Below are 24,132 nucleotides of genomic sequence, written 5' to 3'. Positions count from 1 at the left end.
AGTGAACAGAGTGAGTAAAACAATAGTTTGGTTCCGAAACGATCTGCGTTTGCACGATCATCCAGCATTGGTGGAGGCGGCGGCACATGGTGAAGTGTTGCCCGTTTTCATTTTGCCAGAAACGCGGTATGCAGCATCCGATTGGTGGTTGCATCATAGTTTGCTGGAAATAATCGAGCGTTTTGCGGAGCAGCAGACCCAGTTCGTGGTCAGGCAAGGACAACCTGTTGAACAGTTGATGAAGTTGATAGATGAAAGCGGGGCTGATCAGCTTGTTTTCAATGAATTGTACGATCCGGAAAGCCGTGTAGCAGAACGTAAAGTAGCAGAGGCTTGTGAGAAAAGGCGTGTTCAAGTGCGTTCATTCCAAGGGACACTACTCGTTGCGCCTGATGCGATTTTTAATAAAACGAATCAGCCATATAAAGTATTTACGCCGTTTTGGAGGCGACTGCGCCAAGAACCGATCGCGACACCGCTTGCGGCGCCTGAACTCGTGCCGTCTACTGCTACACTACAGTCATTGTCTTCAGATCAATGGGGCCTGTTATCGGATAAACCTTGGTATGACAAGCTCGCCAATCATTGGCAACCTGGAGAAAAAGCCGCAATAGAATGCTGGGAAACGTTCCGAGATAGTGGATTATACGATTATTTAGTGGAACGGGACCTTCCTGCAAAAGCTAGTGTTTCACGAATGTCGCCTTACTTGGCATGGGGAAATGTTAGCGTACGTTCACTATGGCATGGCGCGGTAGCTGCGGCGGAGGACGTCGGTGATCAGCAAGTCGAAGCTTTTATTCGGCAATTGGCGTGGCGGGATTTCGATAAGTACCAGCTACTGTACTTTCCAGAGATGTTGACGAAACCTGTGCGACCGGAGTTTGAAAAGTTTCCGTGGCAACCTAATGATGGTCAGCTGGAGGCATGGAAAACTGGGCATACCGGCTATCCGTTAGTCGATGCGGGAATGCGGGAATTATGGGAAACCGGCTATATGCATAACCGTGTGCGGATGGTCGTAGCTTCTTTTTTGATCAAACATTTATTGATCAATTGGCGGGAGGGCATGGCGTGGTTTGAAGAGACGCTCGTGGACTTGGATTTGGCGAACAATGCGTTGGGATGGCAATGGGTGGCGGGCAGTGGCTTTGATGCCACACCATATTTTAGAGTGTTTAATCCGATTCTTCAGGCGGAGAAATTTGACGGAGAAGCGCAGTATATAAAAAAGTGGCTACCCGAGTTAACGGATATGCCAATAAAGTATGTATTTCAACCGGCAAAAGCACCAAATGATGTATTGGAATCAGCAGGAGTTACGATTGGTATAACTTATCCCGCTCCGATTGTTGACCACCAAGCTGCCCGTGCACGTGCATTGGCAGCGTATGATACATGTAAAAACTCTTAAATCTCGTCAATCGATTCAAGTAGATGAATATGTTGTAGATGCAGCCGATCCGCCCAAATGAACGCTCCGTATCCGCCCAGATAAAATTCGGTACTAGGATGTTGGCCTGCAAACTCGTCCAACTCCTTTATCATCTGCGGATCCTTCTCAAACGGAAACGTAGTGGATGCCGACAACAACACTTTGGCAGGCTGGATCTTTTCTACAAGAGACTGGATAGCGCCAGGAGCTGGTGTAGATCCAATCATCGCTGTACGCCAACCTTTGAGCATGAGTTGCAGTAAAAAAATATGCACCGGAATTTCATGTGATTCATGTGGAAGGCAAGCGCCTAGCAATATGGGTGAGTCTTCCCGATAGTGAAAGTTGCGCCGTAGCTGGACGAGTTGATCCCGTACGACGAGACTCGACAAGGCTTCCTGATATTCGTCCCAATCACCACTTGCCCAGTGATCGCCTACTTGCTGTAAGAATGGAATAACGATTTGCTGCAGATGGTGTTCAAGTCCTAATCGATGATAGGCCGCTTGTAAGGAGAAGTTTAATTCTAGCTCATCACAATTTGTACCGTGACGCAGTAAATCGCTCAGTGTATCTTCTAAATAGGGATTTTCAGGATTCGATGGAATAGTGGAGTTTTTCTTGGACTTTGCCATTTCAGCTGCTTGTGATAGCGCAAAGCCATCTTCTGCATAGCGCTTCATTAGCAAAAATAATCGAATGTCCTCATCATGATAGATTCGATAGCCATTATCGAGACGCTGTGGAATCACGATATCATAGCGCTCTTCCCACTTCCTCAAGACTTGCCTCGACAAGCCTGTTTGATCTGCAACCTGTTTAATTGTATACGTAGGGGTTTCAGGCGACGGCTTCAAAGCAATCAACCTTTCTGTGTACTAGAATTAGCGATCAATTATCGCTCTGTTCTTCATGTCTAACATTATACATAGATTTGACGAGACAAGTCAAATTTGTTATTTTTACATTCTAGGAAGGTGTCAAAATGAAAACTACATATATTGTACAAGGTACGTGGATCGGTATCGTAACGGGTATTTTTCTCGCTGCTTTTTTAAAATCAGTGCAGTCGCTTACAGGGCACAAAGTATATACGTTGTTGTTGAATGTAGATTACATACCTATTATAAAAGAGTATGCATTTCCAGAAGTAATTGAGGTGTTTTTTCATCTGATTGTTTCGGTGGTGCTCTGTATTATACTGGCGATGTTGTACGATAAAAGTAGTGGTTTCATCCGCAATCATGCGATTATGTTCCCTTTTTTAGTGAATGTCGCCATCGGTTTAGTACTATATCCGACGACTTCATTTTCTGACAGAACACCAAATGTCACGAACATGGTTTCCTTGTTCTGGTGGATTGCCGGACACGCTGTATATGGTTTCATCGTAGGTTTTTTGATCAGCAGGAAATCAAAAAGTATGAAATAGGTCTATGCAGTCAATTATTCTAGTATTTATAGTTAGAACTATGTATAATTAACTTATACAAACATTATACAAAGTGTAAACAACTAAGAAAATAGCAGTTTGTTCGTGTCGGTAGAATAAAACGGAAGATCAGACTATGAATTATATTGATTCATGGCATATCGAAAGAAGTAGCTATAAATGTCCGATTAAAAGGAGTGAGAATGAATGTTTTTAGCCTGGAGCGAAATCAAGAAGAATAAATTACGGTTTTTACTCATTACATCGATTTTGCTATTGGTGTCGTTCCTCGTGTTTTTCCTATCCGGACTGGCAAATGGATTAGCCAGCATGAACAGGGAAGCAATTGACACTTGGAAAGTCGATGCGGTTTTACTGACAGAGGAATCGGATAAGAGTTTATACGAATCGGCACTCAACAAGGAAGCAGCCGATGAGCTGGATGCGAAAGAAACGGCTGTTGTTAGCCAAATGGGTGCCATAGCGAACAATGGTGATACCAAGCAAAATGTTATGCTCTTCGGTATTGATAGGGAAGAGTTCATTAAGCCGGAAGTTAGTGAAGGGGACCCAACGTTTTACGTTCAAAACGGCGTCGTGGCATCCGACGTGTTGAAAGATGAAGGCTTTAAGATCGGAGATACGCTCGAGTTGTCATCATCTGATACGGAACTGACGATTGTCGGCTTCACGGAAAAAGCGCGTTTTAATGCATCGCCTATTCTCTACATGAAGTTAAATGATATGCAAAAAATTAAATTCGGTGACGCCTATGCAATGAATAAAGACGTAGTCAATGCGGTTGTCGTCAAAGATAAAGACTGGGATACACTATCCTTGCCCGACAATACGGAAATCATTGAAACAGAAACGTTTATCGAGAATCTGCCAGGTTATACAGAGCAGAATTTGACGTTAACGTATATGATTTACTTCCTATTTGTTATTTCAGCTGCAATCGTTGCGATTTTCTTGTACGTATTGACAGTACAGAAAATCAGCATGTTTGGTCTGATGAAAGCGCAGGGGATTTCCAGTGCTTATTTGGCAAGATCGGTTGTCGCACAGACATTCATTCTTGCGCTAATCGGGGTTGTCCTCGCATTTGGTCTGACCTTACTTGCGGGAAGCTTTCTGCCGAATGCAGTTCCTATCATGTTCGATATACCTACCATGATACTTTATGGTTTGATTTTAATAGTAGTGGCGATTCTCGGAGCTGTCATTTCGGTTTGGACGATTATCCGAATTGATCCGCTCGAAGCGATAGGGGGGTAAGACGATGGTACTGGAATTACGAAACGCGAAAAAGACGTTCGGTGAAGGCAATACGCTCGTTGAAGCGATGAAGGAGACCAATTTCATAGTCGAACGTGGCGAATTGGTCGCAGTCATCGGTCCATCGGGTTCAGGTAAAAGTACGTTCCTGACGGTGGCTGGCGGTCTACAATCTCCAAGCGAAGGGCAAGTCATCATTAATGACAAAGAGTTATCGCAGCTGAATGAAAAGCAGCGTTCTAAAGTCCGATTACAGGAAATTGGTTTTATTTTGCAAGCTTCCAACCTCGTGCCGTTTTTAACTGTCGATGAGCAGCTGGAATTGCTGAATAAAGTGAAGAAAGATAATATGTCAAAAGACGAGCAACGTAAGCTATACGAGGATTTAGGTATTACTAAGTTACACAAGAATTACCCTTCTGATTTATCGGGCGGCGAGCGGCAGCGTGTGGCGATTGCCAAAGCGTTATTCAGTAAGCCATCAATTCTTTTAGCAGATGAGCCTACCGCTTCACTCGACTCTGATCGAGCGTTTGAAGTGATGGAGTTGTTGCGTAATGAAACGAAGTCTAATCAGACGGCGACCATTGTTGTGACACATGATGTACGGTTGATTAAGTACGTGGATAAGGTATACAAAATGACGGATGGTGTGTTGAAGTTGGAGAGTACGGCTGAGAAGGATTTGGGTTTGACTGAGTGAGTGGGATGTTGAATAAGTAATGAAATAAACGCTTCAGACGGCCGTTTTATGGCTTTCTGAAGCGTTTTTATATTTGTGGGATTGTGGGGGCGCGCTCTATGTTCGATGTGGAGCGCTCTATGCGTTGTGTTAACTGCTCTATATAGCGTGTTAAGCGCTCATAAAACTGTGGGAGCGCTCAATGTAACGGGCTACCCGCTCTATGTGACATGTTACCCGCTCAATCCAGAGTTTACTCGTGGAGCCGCTCATAAAATCGTGGCAGCGCTCAATGCTGCGGGCTACCCGCTCAATCCAGCGAGTTAAGCGCTCATAAAACTGTGGGAGCGCTCAATGTAACGGGCTACCCGCTCTATGCGACACGCTATCCGCTCAATCCAGCGAGTGAACCGCTCATAAAATTGCACGAGCGCTCAATGCCGCCAGCTACCCGCTCTATCAGACACGTTATCCGCTCATGAAACCACGCACGACTGCTCTATTCTCCAACCATCACCCGAGCAAACCAGCCACAATCTTCCGAGCAGCCGTGATATCCTTCGTTCCATGCACCAACATCCGGCCATCGCGGAATAACACGAGGCGATGGTCGTTATATTCACAGGAAACTAAATAAGGGTTTTGTTTTAAATTAGAAACGATATCGCGGATGGATTCGGCGAATGGTATTAGTTCTACTTGTCGGTTTTTCGGCCATGTCAGTTGCACGGTATCACGTCCGCACAGTACAGCGGTCCGCATGACTTCGTTGGCAGACAGGTAAGGATAGACAGGGGTGTCTGAGCAACTTGGACAACCGGGCTTCTTCATGCTTTGCACGTTCATTGCGGCGCGTTCGCCTGTCCATAGATCAACGGATTCGAGGCGGGGTTCCACCGTCGCGCCCGTTATACACTTCAGCAGTTCGGCGGTTTGACGGGCGGCAGTTGTGACAACGATTGGCGAGATGACGCCGACTGTATCGCAAGTCAAAGACTGTGGCGGCAAAGCTTCGAGCAGACAATGGAGGCAAGGTGATCCTTCTTTTACACCGATAGGAAACGTCAGCCCGTAGCTACCGACGCAAGCACCCATGAAGAATGGTATGCCGAGTTGTAATGCAGCGTCGTTTGCTAATAACCGAGTTTCTATATTATCTGTGCCGTCGAGAATGAACTGATGTCCTTCGAATAACTCGAGGACGTTTTCAGGCGTTACATCCGCCACAATCCCGCGAACTTTCACATCGCTATTGATAGCACGCAATCTACTTTCCGCTGCGATCGCTTTCGGCAATTGATTGATCACATCTTGCTCTGTGTATAATTGTTGTCTATGAAGATTAGTCCACTCCAAAATATCGCGATCGACAATCGTCAGTTCGCCGACACCTGCACGCACCAGCATCTCCGCTCCGGAAGAGCCGAGTGCACCAGCTCCTAAGACGAAAACTTTTGCCTCGCGGATACGTTGTTGCCCAACTAGTCCGATAGGTGCAAACAGCTCTTGCCGAGAATATTTACTGCTCAATTTGTCACGAGCCCTTCAGTCGGACTGCTAGCTACGCCATAATCGCGTACTGGCATACGTCCTGCCTTATAGCCGAGGCGTCCCGCTTCAATCGCCAACTTCATTGCCTCTGCCATCATGACAGGATTTGCAGCTTCGGATACTGCGGTATTCAGTAAAACGCCGTCTGCTCCGAGTTCCATCGCAAAAGCCGCGTCTTTTGGCGAGCCGACGCCTGCGTCAATGATGACAGGTACATTGGATTGCTCAATAATAAAGGATAAATTCAGTGGGTTCAGAATGCCTCTGCCCGAACCGATCGGCGCAGCACCTGGCATGATAGCGTGAACACCTAATTCACATAGTTTTCTTGCAAGCACTACGTCGTCTGACGTATAGGGTAATACAATGAAGCCTTCCTCTAACAGCATTTCCGACGCGCGTAATGTTTCCACGGGATCGGGGAGCAATGAACGGCTACACCCGATGATTTCCACCTTTACCATGTCGCAAAGTCCGGATGCTTTTGCGAGACGTGCGATATGTACAGCTTCTTCTGCTGTGCTTGCTCCTGCCGTATTCGGTAGCAATGTATAGCGTGTTAAATCTAGTTGTTCGAGGAAATTGGGCTGTGACTTCTCAAAAATATCCATGCGTCGTACCGCGAACGTCAGGATCTCTGCTTCTGATACCTCAACTGCTTGCTTTTGTATTTTAAATGAAGGATATTTCCCCGTACCTAGTAATAACCGTGAAGAGAATTTTTTATCTGCTATTTTTAACATTTTCATCCGCCTCCTACAAAATGTATGATTTCAATTTGGTCTCGGTCCATAATTGGTGCGTCATAGTAATCTTTCTGCAAAATCTCTTTGTTTTTCTCCACAATCAAAATACGATCGCCAAGTCCTAAATGCTCAAGTAACTGCTGAATCGTCCCTACTTCCGGAACGACCGAATACGATTTTCCGTTCAAATCAATCATTTTCTCCATCAGACGACACTCCATTTCTATAACTTTGTAAGACTTTTAGTGAATGCATAGGGGATAATACGGCAGCACCTGCTACATTGTTTCGCTGTAAATTGGGCAAGTGATGCGGCTGAATTCCGCCGATTGCATACACGGGAATCGAACTACACTCTGCAATAGAAAACAATTCCTCCGTTCCGCGCGCTGGCAGTCCGGGCTTCGATTTCGTCTCGAAAACATGCCCGTACAAAAGCCAGTCTGCTCCTTCTTTCACAGCTTCCTTTGCTTCTGCCAACGAATGAATCGAGCAACCGAATGCCAGCTCAGGAAATTCTTGATGTGCATCTGGTAAAGACATGCCATAACCGGTCAGCTGTACTTTTGATAGGTTCAGCCTGCTAGCTAGGTGAGGTCTGGCATGTAGAATGAGCTTGTTGAGTGGAAATCCAGCACATGCAAGGCGCGTGACTATATTTACAAGCTGTTCATCTGTCTTGGACTTTTCCCGCAAAATGATGGCGTCAAGAAACGGTGCAGTCTGCTGCAAGTGTAGCGTCAGTTCATCAATTGAAAGGCGGTCGTCGGTCACGCCAAGTAATTTCATTCATTCCCCTCCAATAGAAAAAACCACTTCCCGAATCGGAAAGTGGTAGAAATGTCGACAGAAATATATCCGGAACGACTCGCCACTTCCCTCCGCAGGTGCTAATCTGTTCAGGTGATAAGGGTTTCAGAGCCACACTCTTTTCTCAGTCCTTGTGAAGGATTCCCCTAATGGTCAAAATATTTAGTTTTCATATCTAGCATATCATGTGTATGGCGGAATGAAAAGAGTTTCTTTTACATATGTACTCATTCAGCGATTTGATTAGCGATACCGATTTCTACACTATTTACAGTGATTTCCATAATTTTGTTGTTTCAAAGGATGCTTGCTTCTTGTAGAGTCGGTTCCATACTTGCCTTGATGGAAGAGTACGTATGCTACTTAGTACATATTTCAAAAAGCGCTCCGAATAAAAGATAGAAGGTAACTGTATGAAAGTATATGATTCATTTCCTCCTCTTTAAAGTGTATGTGTGATCCTAAGTATAAGAGTATTTTGTGAAATCTGCCGTGATGCCTATCAACTTTCGTCAAACAATACTTTTTCTTCTCGTCAAAGTGCTTTATACTGAATAGGTAGTACACATTTATGAATAGAGGAGAATCGTACGGATGAAATTAACCTATTCTGGTAAAACGAAAGACGTCTACCGCTTGGAAGATGGCCACGTGCTATTGAAATTCAAGGATGATGTAACAGGGGAAGATGGTGTATTCGATCCAGGTGCTAACACAGTAGGCCTGACGATTGATGGTGCTGGGAAGTCTGGACTTCGCATGACGAAATACTTTTTCGAGAAATTGGAGGAGCAAAACGTACCAACACATTATATCGATGCTGATCTGGATGAAGTAACGATGACGGTGAAACCTGCTACGGTCTTTGGTAAAGGATTAGAAGTGATTTGTCGATACCGTGCGGTCGGAAGTTTCTTGCGCAGATTCGGTGCGTATGCTGAAGAAGGGCAAGTATTGGATGCTTTCGTGGAAGTGACGCTAAAAGACGATGAACGTCAAGATCCACCTATTTCAGAAGATGCTTTGGCGCAACTTCATATTTTAACGCATGAAGAATACGCAACGCTTAAAGAATTAACTCAACAAATTTCTGAAGTCGTTCGATCAGAGATGGCGGAAAAAGGGTTAGAGCTATATGATATCAAATTGGAATTTGGTCGCGATCCTGAGCGAAACATCATGTTGATCGATGAAATTTCAGGTGGTAATATGCGTGTTTATCAAGGGGATACATATATTGCACCAATGGAATTAGAAAAGATATTGTTTTCATAAAATTCAACCGGAAACGAAAAATGTTTCCGGTTTTTTATATTCGCTCTTAGGCTATACGCTGTCTGACTTAGCAGCTTTTTACTTTTTAATCAAATAAATAAAATAATATATTTACTGTTGACAACGTTTTCAGAGTTTCCTATAATTACAACCAGTGTCAGAGGAGACACATAGTTTGCTTCTTCAACAGTGTGTGAACGTTGGTTGGATGAATGCGTATGGTAGTAAATTCAAGATATTGAAAGTGTCTTTCATATCAGCGAATCTTTAATATATCTGCTGTTTCCATGAACAAAAGCTCCCCGCTTTTGTAAAGGCGCTCTTTTTTGCACTTCATACCGCAAGGCAGAAAGATAGCACCCATAGTAGCCAGCACGAATCTCCATTTTGGCTTTTCTACGTAAGTACCCTTGCTATATCCGCTAGATTCATAAGAAGAATCTGCCGAGCGTGTTTGCTCGGTCCTTAAAACCTCACATTGATGACTATTCGACGAACGTATTTCAGTTAGATCGTGTTCTCGGATAAAGAAGCACACATCTTAGAGAATTTCAGATGATGAAAATTTGTAAAACTACATGTAAGAGAACTTGGAGGAGAAACTGTTTGCAGATTAAACACAAAGTTTCGATTGCAGGACTAGATCCGAACGATCCGTATTCATTTCGTATTCCGACTGTAGAAGATGGAAAGTTCATCTGGCAGCTCATTAAGGATACGAAAATACTCGATTTGAATTCCTCCTACAGTTATTTGCTGTGGGCAGATCAATTCAGCGACACGAGTATCGTAGTAGAAGATCACGGAAAGCTTGTAGGCTTCATTTCAGGCTTTATTCAACCAAAAGCGCAAGATACCTTGTTTATCTGGCAAGTGGCAGTCGATGAATCTGTACGAGGTAAGCGTTTGGCTTCGCGTATGTTGCATACGATTTTGCAAAGTGATGCATGTCGGAATATTCGGTATCTAGAAACAACAGTTACGCCATCTAATATTCCGTCAACAAATCTATTTAAAGGCTTAGCACGTGACTTAGGGACGGAATGCACGATCACAGATGGTTATACGAAAGATCAATTCCCGGGTTGCGGGCACGAATCAGAAAAACTGTTCCGCATTGGACCATTCTGAGAAACTGGCCGATTGTCGCAACTTGACACTGGAAAAATACAGAATCTAACGGAGGAATTAATTACACATGGTACTGACAAAAAGTCAGAAAGTAATGGAAGTATTCGAGAATCGCGAGTCGCAAGTGAGAAGTTACAGCAGAAGTTTCCCAACAGTTTTCAACAAAGCAAAAGGCTATAAGATGTGGGACACGGAAGGTAAAGAATATATCGATTTCTTCGCCGGCGCAGGTGCTTTGAACTACGGCCACAACAACGAAAAAATGAAAGAAAAGCTGATTGAATATATTCAAGATGATGGAATTTCACATAGTTTGGATATGGGCACAACGGTTCGTAAAGAATTTCTTGAACGATTTAACGAAGTGATCTTGCAGCCGAGAAACATGGACTATAAAGTAATGTTTCCTGGTCCTACTGGGACGAATACAGTCGAAAGTGCACTGAAAATTGCCCGCAAAGTAACGGGACGACAAAATATTGTAAGCTTTACGAACGGTTTCCACGGCATGACGCTTGGCGCATTGTCTGTAACAGGCAACGCATACAACCGCGGTGGAGCCGGAGTGCCGCTTAACAATACGACGTCTATGCCATTCGATACGTTTTTAGAAGAAGATCAATCCTTGACCTTCCTCAAAAAATATTTAGCTAATGCCAGCAGTGGTTTAGATTTGCCAGCAGCTATGATTCTCGAAACGGTACAAGGGGAAGGCGGCATCAATCCCGCAAGCTTTAACTGGTTGCGTGAAGTAGAACGTCTCTGCAGAAATTACGATATCTTACTAATTGTCGATGATGTTCAAGCAGGTTGCGGTCGAACTGGAACATTCTTTAGTTTTGAACCAGCTGGCATTAAACCTGACATCATTTGCATGTCAAAATCCATTGGTGGCTACGGATTACCATTAGCACTCACGCTGATCAAACCAGAATACGATACATTCGGTCCAGCTGAGCATAACGGAACATTTCGCGGTAACAACATGGCCATCTTAACAGCGACTGAAGCTTTATCGTACTGGGAAACAGATGAATTCGCTAAATCGGTACAAGAAAAATCCAAGCTCATCACGAAGCGCATGGAAACAATCGTCGAAGACTATCCACAGTTGAAAGCTACAACTCGTGGCCGCGGCTTCATGCAAGGAATCGTCTGTGGTGAAGGCAAGGAAGACTATGCAGATAAAATCTGTGCAAAAGCATTCGAAAAAGGCTTGATCATTGAAACGTCTGGACCTGAAGGCGAAGTTGTCAAATTCCTCGGTTCATTGATTATAGATGAAAAAGGCATTGATCAAGGATTCGATATTCTAGAAGAAGCGATTGAAGAAATCGTAAAAAACTAAGGGAGAGAATGTTCAGTGATAGTACGTACAGTAGATGAAATTATTGGTAGCGAAAATGAAACGAAGGCAGAAACGTGGGCAAGCCGACGTTTCTTACTGAAGAAAGACAATATGGGCTTCTCGTTCCACGAAACGATTATTTACGCTGGAACGGAAACGCATATCCATTACCAAAACCACCTAGAAGCTGTATACTGTGTGGCGGGCGATGGTGAAATCGAAACGATCGCGGACGGCAAAGTCTACCCAATCAAAGATGGCACGATGTATGCGTTAAATGAACACGACGAGCACTATTTACGCGGTGGAAAAGATGACATGCGCTTGATTTGCGTCTTTAATCCGCCAGTCGTCGGGACGGAGACGCATGATGAGAATGGTGTGTACCCGCTGATTGAAGATTGAGTGTTGTGGAATGTAATGTGGGTAGAGAACGCTCTGAGGGTGGTTCCTTGGAGTGTTTTTTATGGTTGGGAGGGGGGCGGTGAAGGTGGACGCTCGTTAAATTGGCCGGGTGCTCTATGTTTTGGCGTGTGCGCTCATAGTTTCTGGTTGAGTGCTCTATGTTAGGCGTTAAGGGCTCAATGAAGCCTTGGCACCGCTCAAAGTCAGTGGATAAGTGCTCAATGTGACGTTGCATCCTCTCAAAGTCAGTGGGTAAGCGCTCAATGCCACGCTGAATCCGCTCAAAGTCAGTGGATAAGCGCTCAATGCCACGCTGAATCCGCTCAAAGTCAGTCGTAAAGCGCTCAATACAACGCTGAATCCGCTCAAAGTCAGACGTTAAGCGCTCAATGCAACCCTACAACCGCTCTATTCAACTTGAAATCCGCTCTTAAAACTTCAGCAGCATGTTAGAAAATTATAAAAGTGGGTACACTACACACTATGAGTTCATTATCCAAGCGGTAATGAACTACAATGTACATAACTTACACAAGGAGGAATTTAATTATGTGGAAACTACCGAGTATTGTATTGGGATCAGCATTACTGATGGCGGCTTGTGGAGGCACGGCGGATGAAGAAAAAGAACCGGTGAACGGTAGCGGTGATCCGGTTGTGGAAGAAGAAGGAACAGCCGAGCCTGAAGTAATGGCACCAGTCATGAATGTTGACGGGGAAGAAATCGGTTCCGTAACGCTTACGCAAGGACCGTCTGGTGTAGCGATGGACGTTGACGTAACGGGCCTTGAGCCGGGTGAACATGGCATGCACTTCCATGAAACGGGCGTCTGTACAGCACCGGACTTTAAAGAGTCTGCTGGCGGTCACTTCAACCCAACGGATAAAAAGCACGGATTAGAAAATCCAGAAGGACACCATGCAGGGGACTTGGAAAATCTTGTGGCGGATGAAGATGGAAACGCAAAAGTTACTGTGACGACAGATGCGGTCACACTTGAGTCTGGAAAAGATAATTCATTACTTGATGAAGACGGATCCGCGTTGATTATCCATGAAGGTGCGGATGATAACATCACAGATCCAGCAGGCGATTCAGGAACACCATTTGCTTGTGCAGAGATTACATCTGAGAAAATGAAGTAATAAATAAAGTAGGATGTCCTGGAGTTTTGGGGCATCCTTTTTGTGTAGTGTTTGAATTTGTTCAAGTTCTAGAGCAAGTGCTTGGGAAGAGTAAGTTAATTAGTAAGTGCGAAGGGATGGAAGCTCCAGTTGACGGACGCTTTCCCATGGGCTCGCGGTGAGCCGACCAGTTCGCTGCGCTCTTTTTGGTTGTCTCACCTGATCAAGCTGATCCTGCGGGAAGAGCCGTAACGAAGAACGGCTTTTGCGAGTAAAAGCGAAGCGTTAGGAGCACATCTTTGCACTTCGCCGCCATCTTCCACTTCCATCCTACGTTGATAGTGCGGGTACTTAGATCACTCACTGTAGGTATTGTGAGAATTATTGTTTTGTCTTAACTTATTTTAATTCAAGTGCAGAAGTTCAAAAGTGGATTACAACACTTACTTTAATGCACGACAAAAAGTATAACCCACTCGCATTGCAAGGGATTGGAGCGTAGGAGGGGCGACTCTGGGAGGATCAGTGGGACAGGTGAAACACCCAGCGAGCGAAGCGAAGGGGTGTGGTTCACCGCCCACCCTCCAGAAAGCGTCCCCTCCGAAGCGCAAATCCCAACCCCAACCCTAGCCTCTCCAATTCAATAAATTGAACACAAAAAAGAACGCCCTCCCGGAAAGGGGCGTCCTGTTGATTATCGAACGATCGCGATAATCCCTTCTTCATCATCCAGCTTCAGCTGAATGCCTGCTGCCATCGGATCCTGATCGAGATACTGCTCGATCCAAAGGCGAAGCGCTTCGACGAGACGGGAGGTATCCAAGTGATGCATCTTGCCATGAAGCTCGGCATCTGCTGAAAACCCAGTGTCATCATCGTAAGCAAGTTCGACTTCCACGTCGTCTGGCATTGCACGTGACTCTTTTGCAATCAATACACATACTGCATTTACTACGTCTTGTTCGTAGATTATCTGTTGTTCCATTGATTCATATCCTCATTGCGTTTACGCTCTTTCTCTTTGAAGATCGCGAAAATCTTCCGAACCATGTAAATGATGAAGACAATCGCTAACACGTTAATCAGCAAGCCCATAATGGATCCAAGCATACCCATATTCGCAAACAAGCTGCCGAATAATAGACCTGCCAGTCCACCAACGAGTAGACCTTTCATCAAGCCGCCACCCATACCGCCTGGCTTCTTCGCTGTGTTACCTGCTGTTGCTTTATCATTACTTTGATTAGTATCTTGTTTCTTTTCAGCTTTATTCGGTTGCACACGATTAGGTGTACTGAAGCTCTTCTTACCAGACTTATAGCCACGTGCTTCGGCAGTAATTTCATCTTGGAAGATGATGTTTCCAAGTGGTGACAAAATCAACGTCGCGGCCAAGAAAAATGCAGCAAATTTTTTCAATTGATAATCTCCTTTAATGCTGTAATGAAGGTCTTCGATCTACCAAAGTCCTTCTCTTTATTTTACTGGATAACTGTCCGTAATGAAAGGAAATTCCCTTATTTGGCGAAGAAGTTTTCCGTATAAAATGGCTGTTCTTTGTCGTTAAAATCTACACCGATCCCAAGGAACTGGTAGTCACGGATTAATATGTTTTCTCGGTGGCCTTTCGAATTCATTAGCCCTTCATGCGCAAAAATACTGCTAGACTGACCGTAAGCTAGGTTTTCACCGGCACTGACGAATTGGACGCCTTGTTTTTTCATGCGGTCGAAAGGGGACTCGCCTTGTAAGTTTTCATGACTGAAGTAATCTTGCACTGCCATATCGGTACTATGCAGACGTGCCGTTTCAGATGCGAGTTCATCCCATGTTAAAATGGAGCGACCGTGTCGAACTCTTGCTGCGTTCGTCAAATCAAATAGTTGCATCTCAAAGCCTTTGCGCATCGCATCGTTTTGAGGAGCATAGAGCGCGGATTTTTTTTGCTCTAGCGAATCCGAAATCAATTGTACTGCAGTTACGGTATTCTCTTTATGCAAATCATAAAAGACATACATATAGAGACCATCCGAATGAAAGATGTCCATGCCTTCATCGTTTTGCAACTTATAAATGTTCGTACCTTTACGTATTTCGGAAATCGGTTCACCGAGCTCTTCACGTACTTCCGATTTTGGCACACCGTATTCGATGCCGATGGATGAAGCGATCAGACGATCATTTGTATAGATCGCATTGACACGACGTTTGATATCGTATGACAGCATGACAAAGTTCTGATAGTTGTCATGGAACGTCAGCCATTCCGTACCATATTCATTGACGGACTTCCGCATAGGGTCGCCTAGCTTTTCCTTCACTTGCGCTTCGGTTGTACCAATTTCAATATTGTGAATAGAAATAATGCCTGTTGCCGGTGCATCGAGCACGGGTTGAGCGACTTCATCTGGGGGACTGCTTCCGTTTGCTTTATCGGAAACAAATGTAATTAAATCGACAATCGATTCTTTTGTATAGTCAAGCGCAGATCCAACTACTTCCTCGTTCAGCACGGTTTCTACTTTGGCATCAAGCGGGTCGAGAAACGATAAGTCCACATATTGCGATACAGGACCTTCCCATAAGGGCTTGAAAGCGTAGAGTAGTACAGCGAGAAAGAGTAACTGAAACAGGCGTTTTATCATAAGAAACCCACTCCTCCATTACATTATACTCTGTTTGTACCTTGGCAATACAGCAGGAACTATGAAATGTTGAAAATTATCCTCAATAGTAGCGGGAAAAAGGGTATACTAAAAAAAGAATGGAAAGTTTGGAAGGAGTGGATGGCATGTTCGGTGGTGTGAGCAGTGTACCTTCCTGGTTTTATATAGTCGCATTTGCAGTCGTTATATTGCTTGTCCTCATTACGGAATGGCGGACAAGATGAGGATCGAATTTCATTAGAAAGAAGGAATAAATATGTTAACATTTGAAGAAAAACAACAGATTATAGAAGAGTTTCCGGAGTTAGTGAAGAAAGAAGTGTCGATGAAGCGCTTGAACTATCATTATGAAGAGTCTTTGTACGATAAAACGGTAGTCGTGCAGCATTTGCACCCGAACGGTAATGCATTTGTGTACGTGGCAGACGTTGAAGGCTATGAAGCGGATGACCGCGGTTTAGTCAATGTACGCGAATACTCTGCGGATGAATTCCGTGCAGTGATCCGTGCGGCAATTGAAGGGTTGGCGACAGAGGTCGAGGAACCTGCAACAATCGCCGAAACGTGGCAGAATTCCAATGGTCAGATGCTGACACTTCTTGAAGAAGATGGATTCTTTAATATTTATCATGAAGTAAACTTGGAAGAGGGCTTTGGAGATTACCAAGAGGCGGCAAGTTATTTAAAAGAAGAAGGATTCTCCGTCAAAACGAAATAACAGCTACAGAGGTGATATCGAATGAAGGGTAAAACAGTTGCGATTTGGCTGGTCGTGGTGTTGATTGTGGCGGTAGTAGGCATCGTGTTAATGGTTCAGGCTACCTTCAAAAACAATCCTACACAAAAGAATCATCAATCAATGGACACCCAGTCGTATACCGAAATCGGTACGTTTGGCTGGCAATAAAGATAAGAAAAACTGTCGGGAATGTACTATTCCCGACAGTTTTTTGTATGCGTCGCAACCGCACCATGTCATTTTTTCACACTATATTTCTGGCTATTTGAACGGTACAGGCCTTTGCCAAACGGTAGCCACCAGTTCCATTTGCCGAACAGTTTCATTAAGCTTGGAACGAGCAATAGTCTAATGATTGTCGCATCGATCGCCACTGCGACTGCAATTCCGACGCCGATTTGCTTCACGGGCATGACGTCTGTAAACGCGAAGGCGCCTGTTAGAACGATCATAATCAGCGCAGCAGACGTGATAACTTTACTCGTCGTGGCCAATCCTTCGACTGTGGATTTATCATTATCGAATGACTGTGCAAACTCTTCTTGCATGCGCGAGATGAGGAATACTTCATAGTCCATGCTCAAGCCGAATACGAGACTGAAGACGATGACTGGAATGATGAGCGCTACGGTACCTGGATTTAATCCGAAGTGGCCATACTGGAATATGTAGACGAGAATGCCGAATGTCGCGGACAATCCGAGAATATTCATCAGAATCGCCTTCACCGGAATGATCAATGAACGGAACGCGAACATCAGGATGAAGAAGGTAGAGACAATGATAATGAGCAATACGTGGACGATGTGATCCGCTATTTCATCGAAGATTTCCTGGTTGAAGCGCGGTTCGCCACCAAGCAAAATGTTAAAGCCAGTATCTTTCTCTGACCAATCGCGGATCCAGTCTTGTGCTTCATTCGAACTGCCGGAAGCCTGTAATGTTACAGGAATGAATAAACGGTTACCGCTGTCGGTGAAATTCTTCAACACCGGATTGAGCTGGTCGTACAGTTGCGGAATACGTAGTGTTTGCTCCCATTCCGCCACGTTATCGATTCCGCTGATTGTAAAGATAGTCGAAATTTCTTTGACCAATGAATCATCCACCAATTGATCTTGTAACGCTAACATATCGTGAAGACCTTCCGTCGTCTTCCAACTACCGTCACGCTCTGCGATCAAGAACACTGTACTCTCGTCGCCTAAACCAAATGTATCTTGCATCTGTTCAAAAGCTACACGCGTATCGAAGTTTTCCGGCAAAGAATCAATCTGCGGGATCGTCAATTCCATATTTTTCACTGGAATTACGGCAATGGCGAGTAACACAAACGCCACGATCGCAATCGTAACGGGGCGCTTGATCACATAACGCGCAAACTTTCTCCAACCGTTCGCCTCTTCGCCACGCTCTTTCAGCAAACGTCCTGTATGGATGCGATCGCCTAGCATTAGCAAAACGGCAGGCAATAGAGTAAGGGAAGAGATGACCGCCATCCCGACGACAATCATACCTCCGAGTGCAATATTCATGAAAATATCTACTTGGATGAGAAGCATCGCACCGAGTCCAATGAACACGCATACCGCGGAGAAAATAATCGAGCGACCAGCAGTACGGATCGTCATAACGAGAGAATCTGTCACGCTACGTTTGGTCAGTTCTTCCCGATAACGACTAATGAATAATAACGCAAAATCGATAGAGAGGGCTAAACCGAGCATCGGTACGATATTCAGCACGAAAATGGAAAGGTTCACCGTATTGCCGAGCAATGCTAGAATTCCGAGAGTAGAGACGACTGTGCCGATGCCGACAATCAATGGAACGAAGGAAGCGACGATTGTACCAAACGCAAACAGTAGTACGATAATCGCAATTGGTAAACCGATCGCTTCAGCTGTCATCAAGTCGCGTTGACTGGCCTGATTGACATCGTGTTCAAATGCCCCTCCACCAGTGAGTGTCACGCCTGTTTGACCATCAATTTCGTCGCGAATATCTTCCACGACTTGCGGCATATCGTCAGGCGCCTTATCAAATTGCAACAAAGCATAGGATAAGTCTTTCGTATATTGCGCTTTTTCAGCTAGAGGGGATACGATATCCGACATGACACCGAGCTCTTCTAGCTGATCAAGTGAAGTATCGATTTCTGCGTCAGTTTTTCCGTCAAACACTAAAAACAAAGATTCTGCAGGTAAGCCAAAGTCTTCCGAGACGATCTTCATCACTTGTTCATGCTCGCCGTCCACGCGGAAGCCGTCTCCTGCCAGTAGACCGGGCAATTGGATGGCGAAATACGTCATCATACCAAATAGCAAAATCCAAAACGTGAAAATCCATTTATATGATCGAGTTACCCACTTCCCGAAACGTTGCAACCTTATTCCTCCTCACTCTATGCAAAAAATCCATTATTTTCTTGTCTATGCTTATCATAACAAGGAACTATAGCGAAGTGTTACAGAAATATGGAAAGAAATGCACAAAAAAACCACTTCCTAAAAGGAAGTGGTTTGTATAGGCAAATTAGTTTTTAGTAACGTTAGTTGCTTGAAGTCCGCGTTGTCCTTGTTCGATTTCGAAAGACACGTCTTGACCTTCTTCAAGAGTTTTGAAGCCATCACCTTGGATAGCTGAGAAGTGTACGAATACGTCGTCGCCATCTTCACGTTCGATGAAGCCATAACCTTTTTCTGCGTTAAACCATTTTACTTTACCTTGTTCCATGTTTGTTTCCTCCTCGTGCACACTCGTGTACACATTGTATTACTATCCTTGCTCAATTTCTAAAAAACGGTCGAGATAACTCGTAGACCAACGTCGAACAAAAATAATTCTTCTTTATCATAACAAGAAAAGGCAGATAAAGCAAGTCGAAAGATTAGTTCAAGAGAATGGTCGCTTGGATTCTTAGGTAGTTATAGGAAAAGTGCGAATATTTTATAGGCGACTGCAGCCATTAAAGCGGAGATCGGCATCGTGATAATCCACGTCAAAACAATCTTCTGTGCGACTCCCCATTTCACACCTTTCAAGCGCTGCGCTGAACCAACACCCATAATAGAAGATGAGATTACGTGTGTCGTGCTGACAGGTAAATGAAGAAGGGTAGCACCGAAAATAATGACTGCGGAGTTCAAATCTGATGCAATCCCGTGAATCGGTCGGATCTTCATAATCTTGCCGCCGACGGTCTTGATAATCTTATAACCGCCGATCGACGTACCAATTCCCATCGCAGTAGCCGCCGCAATCCGTACCCATAGCTGGATATCATCGGTTGTCTGTAATTCTGCTGCTATCAAGGCCATCGTAATAATCCCCATAGCCTTTTGCGCGTCATTCGTACCATGTGTGAACGATTGAATCGCAGCCGTGCCGATTTGCATGTAGCGGATACGACGATTGGCTTTAAATAAATTCCGATTCTTTAATACTGTACGTAATATGGTCATGACAATAAATCCACCGACCAATGCAATGATAGGAGATAATAACAGTGCCTGAATGATTTTAATGAAGCCGCTGTAATTCAGAATGCCAAATCCAGCCGCCGCAATCGCTGAGCCGGCAATAGATCCGATCAATGCATGCGAGGAGCTGGAAGGGATTCCGAAATACCACGTGACCAAGTTCCAGATGATCGCGGAAACGAGTGCAGCCAAAATTACGAGAGAACCATTTTCTAATAAGAACGGATCGACGATATCTTTCGTAATGGTTTTCGCTACGCCCGTGAATGTCAGTGCACCGACGAAGTTCATCGTGGCGGCGAGCATAATCGCAGTTCGGGGTTTCAGTGCGCGTGTCGATACCGAAGTAGCGATCGCGTTGGCTGTATCGTGGAAACCGTTAATGAAGTCGAACGCCAAGGCAAATACCACGACGAGAATGGTGAGTATGAGAATCGTATCCATCGGTTAGGACTCCTTACGCGTTGCGCATAATGATTGTTTCAATATTATTTGCCACGTCTTGACAAAAGTCTGCAGTATCTTCAAGCAGTTCATACAGATCTTTCAATTGAATGATGCGGATAGGATCTTTTTCGCGAATGAACATTTGCTTAATGGAAGTTCGCAACACTTCGTCGCAAATCCGTTCGTACTCTTTAATCTGCACAGCATGCGTACGCATTTCCACTAGCTTTTTCTTCGTCAGCAATTCCATCGCCAAAACGATTTCATCGGTACTTTTCATAATATTGACCATGAACTTCTGCATGTATTCATCGATTTCAATGAGAGAGAACATCTCCAAGTTAGCCAGAAAATGCTCCATGCCATCGAGGATATCATCCATTGCAATCGCGATATTCAAAATATCTTCCCGTTCGATTGGCGTCATGAACGAGGTATTCAGTTTCGTGATTAATTCATGAATTAACGTATCACCAGCTGTTTCATATTCCTTCATTCGAATGCTGACACCTTTCAGGTCTGAGACAGAATCGATCTGAAAATCGTTCGCATAGTGCATAGATTCCTGCACGTGCTTGGCGATGTCCAATAAAGCTGTGAAAAACGGATCGGGTTTACGTGGACCTAGCATCTCAATTCCTCCATCTATTGTTGACATCGATAGTGAGTACATCATACAAAAACTGTGCGAAAAAAGATAGCGAACGGTGTAGAATTTGATCAGAATTTCAATTAGTCCTTTGTTTGTCCATCTATTGTTAAGTTATCGTTAAATTCTACTAAATCCATTGAAAATTAATGTAGACATGAGATGATCGGCAGTAAAGTATTACATAAGATGAAAGGAGATCAAAATGAAGAATAATACGGCTTCTTCTGTAAAGAGACTAGTAGAACTATTTATCGTATCTCTTAAACTAGGACTGACCTCATTTGGCGGACCAACTGCGCATTTAGGTTACTTCCATGAGGAGTATGTACGAAAACGTAAGTGGATGGATGAAAAAGGGTATGCGGATTTAGTAGCGTTGGCGCAATTCCTTCCAGGTCCGGCAAGTAGTCAGGTAGGGATAGGAATCGGCGTGGCACGGGCAGGGGTAGTCGGTGGGCTAGTTTCCTTTCTAGGTTTCACGATGCCGTCCGTAGTGGCGTTGATCTTGTTTGCCACGCTTCTAGCTGGTTCAGATATTAGTGAAGCAGGTTGGCTGCATGGGTTGAAGATCGTGGCTGTGGCGATTGTTGCACATGCGATAGTAGGGATGTCGAAGAATTTGACACCGGATGTTAAGCGAAAAGCCATCGCATTACTAGCGCTCGTCGTTACACTTTTATGGCAAGCGGCTTTTACGCAAGTCGGTGTGATTATACTAGCGGGACTCGTGGGATTATGGCTGTTCAAAGTTCATGACACGTCAGATGCTGTTTCGTCCAAATTCCTCGTATCAAAGAAAATGGGAATCATTTGTTTAACACTGTTTTTCACTTTGCTCGGGATGTTGCCGTTGCTTCGGGAACTGACGGGGTCTTACTGGGTTGCAGTATTCGATAGTTTTTATCGTTCAGGCGCACTCGTATTTGGTGGAGGACACGTCGTCTTGCCTTTATTGGAACAGGAATTGGTACCGGTGGGGTGGATTGGAAATGAGTCATTTCTAGCGGGTTACGGTGCGACGCAAGCGGTTCCGGGACCATTGTTTACGTTCGCTGCCTATTTAGGAGCCGTGATGAACGGTTGGCAAGGCGGGTTATTCGCGACGGTTGCAATTTTCTTGCCTGCCTTTCTATTGATCGTCGGAGCTCTGCCTTTTTGGGACGTTTTACGCAATCATCCGAAAATCAAAGGAGCAGTCATGGGAGTCAATGCCGCGGTCATCGGAATTTTACTCTCGGCGTTATATAATCCAATTTGGACAAGCTCGATTTTGCGGCCAGAAGACTTCGCATTGGCGGCGATTTTATTCAGCATGCTAACCTTTTGGAAGATGCCTCCATGGATCGTCGTGCTAGTCGGTGCGTTAGGCGGAACTATATTGTCCATATGGTAAAAAGGCAACCCAATGCGGTTGCTTTTTTGCTATACTGAATGAACTCTATAGATGAAAAGGATTTTGTATATATGAATACTTCATTGCAAAAAAGAATACCGTTGCCAACTGTATGGCTTGTAATATTACTCGGCTCGCTGTCAGCATTCGGCCCACTATCAATGGATATGTATTTGCCGGGATTGCCCATTGTCGCGGATGACTTAAACGCTTCAACATCACTTGTCCAATTAAGTCTGACAGCCTGCTTAATCGGTTTAGGCGCAGGCCAGCTCATTTTCGGGCCGTTAAGTGATATTTACGGCAGACGGACACCTCTCGTCATTACACTCAGCGTGTATGCCATCGCTTCCGTCTTATGTGCGTTTAGTCCGAACATCTGGATTTTCGTTGCATTACGTTTCGTTCAAGGAATGACAGGGGCTGCGGGAATTGTGATCGCGAGAGCTTGCGCGCGTGACTTATATGTAGGAAATGAATTAACTAAATTCATGGCGATGCTGTCGATCGTCAGTGGAGCAGCACCGATTCTTTCACCAATTGTAGGTGGTGTCGTGCTGAACTTTGCTTCGTGGCCAGCGGTGTTCTTATTACTCGGAATCATCGGTTTGTTGATGTTTTTATCCACGGCATTTTTCTTGCCAGATACATTGCCGGTTGAAGAACGTGCAGAGAGTGGAATGCTCGCAGTAGTCAAGACGTTTAGTGGTCTACTGAAAGATAAGTGGTTCATAGGTATCGCGTTGACGCAAGGCTTGATCATGTCGAGCATGTTTGCGTACATTGCGGGATCTCCGTTCGTTTTACAAAATATTTATGGTGTCACGGCGCAACAGTTTTCCTTGTTCTTCGCGCTGAACGGTGTCGGGATTATCACGGCGGCGCAACTGACAGGTCGACTTTCGGGTAGAATTCACGAGGTGAAGTTCTTGCGCGCAGGCGTGTTGCTTTCATTCGCGGCGAGTATTTTACTCTTGTTGACTGTCTGGAATGAATGGCCACTTGCCGTAATTGCGACGGCGTTGTTCTTTATGGTGTCGAGCGTTGGTTTGGTGTCGCCAGCGTCGTTTTCGCTTGCGATGCAGAGTCAGGGCAAGTCAGCAGGAAGCGCAGCGGCGTTTCTCGGGCTGATGCCATTCATCGGCGGTGCAACGGTTTCGCCGCTAGTAGGACTAGCGGGAGACAGCTCGGCTTGGCCGCTTAGTATTATAGTATTGACATGCAGCACTGGGGCCTTGGTGATTTTCTTTACAGTGGTTCGGAAAGCGTTTCGTATGCAAGAGGTTTGAGTGAAGAGAGGCTGTTGGGGTAGGGAGTGGTGCTTCGGAGGGGACGCTTTCCGGAGGTCGGGCGGTGAACCACACTCCTCGCTTCGCTCGCTAGGTGTTTCACCTGTCCCCCTGATCCTCCCGGAGCATTCCTGTTTGGTTAGTGGAGCCCTATTGAAATAGAAAAGTCCCCTTGGTATGATTCGGGGGTGTCAAGGCATCGACTACTTGACCCCTAATAATAACCAAGGAGGACTCACATGAATT

The 24,132-nt window shown here is 44.8% G+C and carries 26 protein-coding genes and 1 riboswitch; of the genes, 14 read left to right on the top strand and 12 right to left on the bottom strand.

The window, feature by feature from the left end:
- Nucleotides 1-10 precede the first annotated feature (10 nt).
- The gene (locus CSV74_RS09875; protein WP_143560761.1) at nucleotides 11-1,414 is read left to right on the top strand and encodes a cryptochrome/photolyase family protein; all 1,404 of its coding nucleotides are present in this window, start codon (nucleotides 11-13) and stop codon (nucleotides 1,412-1,414) included.
- Here the strand turns inward: CSV74_RS09875 and CSV74_RS09870 are convergent.
- A complete protein-coding gene (locus CSV74_RS09870) occupies nucleotides 1,411-2,292 on the bottom strand; it encodes a MerR family transcriptional regulator (protein ID WP_158231783.1) in 882 nt (293 codons plus the stop codon). The genes CSV74_RS09875 and CSV74_RS09870 overlap by 4 nt on opposite strands.
- Nucleotides 2,293-2,420: 128 nt before the next feature.
- On the opposite strand from CSV74_RS09870, the gene CSV74_RS09865 reads away from it, so the two are divergent.
- The 3 genes from CSV74_RS09865 to CSV74_RS09855 all read left to right on the top strand — a co-directional run bounded on the left by CSV74_RS09865 (nucleotide 2,421) and on the right by CSV74_RS09855 (nucleotide 4,848).
- Nucleotides 2,421-2,867, top strand: coding sequence for a hypothetical protein (locus CSV74_RS09865; protein WP_099691513.1), 447 nt, complete (start codon nucleotides 2,421-2,423; stop codon nucleotides 2,865-2,867).
- 207 nt (nucleotides 2,868-3,074) lie between these two features.
- The gene (locus CSV74_RS09860; RefSeq protein ID WP_099691512.1) at nucleotides 3,075-4,145 is read left to right on the top strand and encodes an ABC transporter permease; all 1,071 of its coding nucleotides are present in this window, start codon (nucleotides 3,075-3,077) and stop codon (nucleotides 4,143-4,145) included.
- A 4-nt stretch (nucleotides 4,146-4,149) separates the two neighbouring features.
- Entirely contained in the window at nucleotides 4,150-4,848 is a 699-nt protein-coding gene (locus tag CSV74_RS09855; protein WP_099691511.1) for an ABC transporter ATP-binding protein, read from the top strand.
- A 492-nt stretch (nucleotides 4,849-5,340) separates the two neighbouring features.
- Here CSV74_RS09855 and CSV74_RS09850 read toward each other — a convergent pair whose 3' ends face one another.
- Genes CSV74_RS09850 through CSV74_RS09835 form a run of 4 tightly spaced genes read right to left on the bottom strand, consistent with a single transcriptional unit; the run spans nucleotide 5,341 to nucleotide 7,913 of the window.
- The gene (locus CSV74_RS09850) at nucleotides 5,341-6,357 is read right to left on the bottom strand and encodes a ThiF family adenylyltransferase (RefSeq protein ID WP_099691510.1); all 1,017 of its coding nucleotides are present in this window, start codon (nucleotides 6,355-6,357) and stop codon (nucleotides 5,341-5,343) included.
- Nucleotides 6,354-7,127 carry a thiazole synthase gene (locus tag CSV74_RS09845; RefSeq protein WP_099691509.1) on the bottom strand — a complete coding sequence of 258 codons (774 nt, stop codon included), beginning with the start codon at nucleotides 7,125-7,127 and terminating at the stop codon, nucleotides 6,354-6,356. The genes CSV74_RS09850 and CSV74_RS09845 overlap by 4 nt, the downstream gene beginning before the upstream one ends.
- A complete protein-coding gene (thiS, locus tag CSV74_RS09840; protein ID WP_081657899.1) occupies nucleotides 7,124-7,330 on the bottom strand; it encodes a sulfur carrier protein ThiS in 207 nt (68 codons plus the stop codon). Before thiS ends, CSV74_RS09845 begins: the two co-directional genes overlap by 4 nt.
- Nucleotides 7,314-7,913 (bottom strand): thiamine phosphate synthase, encoded by a 600-nt coding sequence (locus CSV74_RS09835; protein WP_099691508.1) that lies wholly within the window; start codon nucleotides 7,911-7,913, stop codon nucleotides 7,314-7,316. Before CSV74_RS09835 ends, thiS begins: the two co-directional genes overlap by 17 nt.
- 70 nt (nucleotides 7,914-7,983) lie before the next feature.
- A riboswitch (TPP riboswitch) is annotated at nucleotides 7,984-8,092 on the bottom strand.
- A gap of 436 nt (nucleotides 8,093-8,528) precedes the next feature.
- Here CSV74_RS09835 and CSV74_RS09830 point away from each other — a divergent pair.
- The 5 genes from CSV74_RS09830 to CSV74_RS09810 all read left to right on the top strand — a co-directional run bounded on the left by CSV74_RS09830 (nucleotide 8,529) and on the right by CSV74_RS09810 (nucleotide 13,239).
- Nucleotides 8,529-9,209: a phosphoribosylaminoimidazolesuccinocarboxamide synthase gene (locus CSV74_RS09830; protein WP_029053917.1), complete on the top strand. Its 681-nt coding sequence runs from the start codon at nucleotides 8,529-8,531 to the stop codon at nucleotides 9,207-9,209.
- A 606-nt stretch (nucleotides 9,210-9,815) separates the two neighbouring features.
- Entirely contained in the window at nucleotides 9,816-10,340 is a 525-nt protein-coding gene (gene ectA, locus CSV74_RS09825) for a diaminobutyrate acetyltransferase (RefSeq protein ID WP_233190872.1), read from the top strand.
- Nucleotides 10,341-10,407: 67 nt separating this feature from the next.
- A complete protein-coding gene (gene ectB, locus CSV74_RS09820) occupies nucleotides 10,408-11,688 on the top strand; it encodes a diaminobutyrate--2-oxoglutarate transaminase (RefSeq protein ID WP_099691507.1) in 1,281 nt (426 codons plus the stop codon).
- A gap of 15 nt (nucleotides 11,689-11,703) precedes the next feature.
- Nucleotides 11,704-12,093 carry an ectoine synthase gene (locus CSV74_RS09815; protein WP_099670465.1) on the top strand — a complete coding sequence of 130 codons (390 nt, stop codon included), beginning with the start codon at nucleotides 11,704-11,706 and terminating at the stop codon, nucleotides 12,091-12,093.
- A gap of 549 nt (nucleotides 12,094-12,642) precedes the next feature.
- Nucleotides 12,643-13,239, top strand: a complete 597-nt coding sequence (locus tag CSV74_RS09810; RefSeq protein WP_099691506.1) for a superoxide dismutase family protein — start codon at nucleotides 12,643-12,645, stop codon at nucleotides 13,237-13,239.
- A 673-nt stretch (nucleotides 13,240-13,912) separates the two neighbouring features.
- Here the strand turns inward: CSV74_RS09810 and CSV74_RS09805 are convergent.
- From CSV74_RS09805 to CSV74_RS09795, 3 genes are all read right to left on the bottom strand, one after another.
- Nucleotides 13,913-14,203 (bottom strand): DUF2653 family protein, encoded by a 291-nt coding sequence (locus CSV74_RS09805; RefSeq protein WP_029053912.1) that lies wholly within the window; start codon nucleotides 14,201-14,203, stop codon nucleotides 13,913-13,915.
- Nucleotides 14,188-14,637, bottom strand: coding sequence for a hypothetical protein (locus CSV74_RS09800; protein WP_029053911.1), 450 nt, complete (start codon nucleotides 14,635-14,637; stop codon nucleotides 14,188-14,190). The genes CSV74_RS09805 and CSV74_RS09800 overlap by 16 nt, the downstream gene beginning before the upstream one ends.
- A 98-nt stretch (nucleotides 14,638-14,735) precedes the next feature.
- Nucleotides 14,736-15,863: a CAP domain-containing protein gene (locus CSV74_RS09795; protein WP_099691505.1), complete on the bottom strand. Its 1,128-nt coding sequence runs from the start codon at nucleotides 15,861-15,863 to the stop codon at nucleotides 14,736-14,738.
- A 119-nt stretch (nucleotides 15,864-15,982) separates the two neighbouring features.
- Here CSV74_RS09795 and CSV74_RS17015 point away from each other — a divergent pair, with 119 nt between their 5' ends.
- The 3 genes from CSV74_RS17015 to CSV74_RS16645 are packed head-to-tail and all read left to right on the top strand — an operon-like array spanning nucleotide 15,983 to nucleotide 16,791.
- Nucleotides 15,983-16,108: a hypothetical protein gene (locus CSV74_RS17015; protein WP_255407643.1), complete on the top strand. Its 126-nt coding sequence runs from the start codon at nucleotides 15,983-15,985 to the stop codon at nucleotides 16,106-16,108.
- A gap of 32 nt (nucleotides 16,109-16,140) precedes the next feature.
- Nucleotides 16,141-16,602, top strand: coding sequence for a hypothetical protein (locus CSV74_RS09790; protein WP_099670469.1), 462 nt, complete (start codon nucleotides 16,141-16,143; stop codon nucleotides 16,600-16,602).
- Between the two features lie 21 nt (nucleotides 16,603-16,623).
- Nucleotides 16,624-16,791: a hypothetical protein gene (locus tag CSV74_RS16645; protein ID WP_155979505.1), complete on the top strand. Its 168-nt coding sequence runs from the start codon at nucleotides 16,624-16,626 to the stop codon at nucleotides 16,789-16,791.
- A gap of 68 nt (nucleotides 16,792-16,859) precedes the next feature.
- Here the strand turns inward: CSV74_RS16645 and CSV74_RS09785 are convergent, their stop codons facing one another.
- From CSV74_RS09785 to CSV74_RS09770, 4 genes are all read right to left on the bottom strand, one after another.
- Entirely contained in the window at nucleotides 16,860-19,010 is a 2,151-nt protein-coding gene (locus CSV74_RS09785) for an MMPL family transporter (protein WP_099691504.1), read from the bottom strand.
- 148 nt (nucleotides 19,011-19,158) lie between these two features.
- Nucleotides 19,159-19,359, bottom strand: coding sequence for a cold-shock protein (locus CSV74_RS09780; protein ID WP_009766462.1), 201 nt, complete (start codon nucleotides 19,357-19,359; stop codon nucleotides 19,159-19,161).
- Between the two features lie 191 nt (nucleotides 19,360-19,550).
- Nucleotides 19,551-20,549 (bottom strand): inorganic phosphate transporter, encoded by a 999-nt coding sequence (locus CSV74_RS09775; RefSeq protein WP_099691503.1) that lies wholly within the window; start codon nucleotides 20,547-20,549, stop codon nucleotides 19,551-19,553.
- A 13-nt stretch (nucleotides 20,550-20,562) separates the two neighbouring features.
- Nucleotides 20,563-21,183 (bottom strand): DUF47 domain-containing protein, encoded by a 621-nt coding sequence (locus tag CSV74_RS09770; RefSeq protein ID WP_029053907.1) that lies wholly within the window; start codon nucleotides 21,181-21,183, stop codon nucleotides 20,563-20,565.
- A gap of 223 nt (nucleotides 21,184-21,406) precedes the next feature.
- Here CSV74_RS09770 and CSV74_RS09765 point away from each other — a divergent pair, with 223 nt between their 5' ends.
- Nucleotides 21,407-22,597, top strand: a complete 1,191-nt coding sequence (locus tag CSV74_RS09765) for a chromate transporter (protein ID WP_099691502.1) — start codon at nucleotides 21,407-21,409, stop codon at nucleotides 22,595-22,597.
- A gap of 71 nt (nucleotides 22,598-22,668) precedes the next feature.
- A complete protein-coding gene (locus CSV74_RS09760) occupies nucleotides 22,669-23,886 on the top strand; it encodes a multidrug effflux MFS transporter (RefSeq protein ID WP_099691501.1) in 1,218 nt (405 codons plus the stop codon).
- Nucleotides 23,887-24,132 lie beyond the last annotated feature (246 nt).

Origin of the sequence: Sporosarcina sp. P19 (genome assembly GCF_002743165.1) — a bacterium.
In the GTDB taxonomy this organism is placed as follows: Bacteria; Bacillota; Bacilli; order Bacillales_A; family Planococcaceae; genus Sporosarcina; species Sporosarcina ureae.
Note: the sequence above shows the minus strand (reverse complement) of the source record. Positions and strands in the feature narration are given on the sequence as shown.

Excerpts from the sequence above, each read along its gene's own strand:
- CSV74_RS09810 (WP_099691506.1), top strand. The coding sequence starts at position 12,643 with ATGTGGAAACTACCGAGTATTGTATTGGGATCAGCATTACTGATGGCG.
- CSV74_RS09795 (WP_099691505.1), bottom strand. The coding sequence starts at position 15,863 with ATGATAAAACGCCTGTTTCAGTTACTCTTTCTCGCTGTACTACTCTAC.
- CSV74_RS09805 (WP_029053912.1), bottom strand. The coding sequence starts at position 14,203 with ATGGAACAACAGATAATCTACGAACAAGACGTAGTAAATGCAGTATGT.
- CSV74_RS09830 (WP_029053917.1), top strand. The coding sequence starts at position 8,529 with ATGAAATTAACCTATTCTGGTAAAACGAAAGACGTCTACCGCTTGGAA.
- CSV74_RS09780 (WP_009766462.1), bottom strand. The coding sequence starts at position 19,359 with ATGGAACAAGGTAAAGTAAAATGGTTTAACGCAGAAAAAGGTTATGGC.
- CSV74_RS09835 (WP_099691508.1), bottom strand. The coding sequence starts at position 7,913 with ATGAAATTACTTGGCGTGACCGACGACCGCCTTTCAATTGATGAACTG.
- CSV74_RS09860 (WP_099691512.1), top strand. The coding sequence starts at position 3,075 with ATGTTTTTAGCCTGGAGCGAAATCAAGAAGAATAAATTACGGTTTTTA.
- CSV74_RS09760 (WP_099691501.1), top strand. The coding sequence starts at position 22,669 with ATGAATACTTCATTGCAAAAAAGAATACCGTTGCCAACTGTATGGCTT.
- CSV74_RS09775 (WP_099691503.1), bottom strand. The coding sequence starts at position 20,549 with ATGGATACGATTCTCATACTCACCATTCTCGTCGTGGTATTTGCCTTG.
- CSV74_RS09865 (WP_099691513.1), top strand. The coding sequence starts at position 2,421 with ATGAAAACTACATATATTGTACAAGGTACGTGGATCGGTATCGTAACG.
- CSV74_RS17015 (WP_255407643.1), top strand. The coding sequence starts at position 15,983 with ATGGAAAGTTTGGAAGGAGTGGATGGCATGTTCGGTGGTGTGAGCAGT.
- CSV74_RS09765 (WP_099691502.1), top strand. The coding sequence starts at position 21,407 with ATGAAGAATAATACGGCTTCTTCTGTAAAGAGACTAGTAGAACTATTT.
- CSV74_RS09790 (WP_099670469.1), top strand. The coding sequence starts at position 16,141 with ATGTTAACATTTGAAGAAAAACAACAGATTATAGAAGAGTTTCCGGAG.
- ectB (WP_099691507.1), top strand. The coding sequence starts at position 10,408 with ATGGTACTGACAAAAAGTCAGAAAGTAATGGAAGTATTCGAGAATCGC.
- thiS (WP_081657899.1), bottom strand. The coding sequence starts at position 7,330 with ATGGAGAAAATGATTGATTTGAACGGAAAATCGTATTCGGTCGTTCCG.
- CSV74_RS09855 (WP_099691511.1), top strand. The coding sequence starts at position 4,150 with ATGGTACTGGAATTACGAAACGCGAAAAAGACGTTCGGTGAAGGCAAT.
- CSV74_RS16645 (WP_155979505.1), top strand. The coding sequence starts at position 16,624 with ATGAAGGGTAAAACAGTTGCGATTTGGCTGGTCGTGGTGTTGATTGTG.
- CSV74_RS09845 (WP_099691509.1), bottom strand. The coding sequence starts at position 7,127 with ATGAAAATGTTAAAAATAGCAGATAAAAAATTCTCTTCACGGTTATTA.
- CSV74_RS09770 (WP_029053907.1), bottom strand. The coding sequence starts at position 21,183 with ATGCTAGGTCCACGTAAACCCGATCCGTTTTTCACAGCTTTATTGGAC.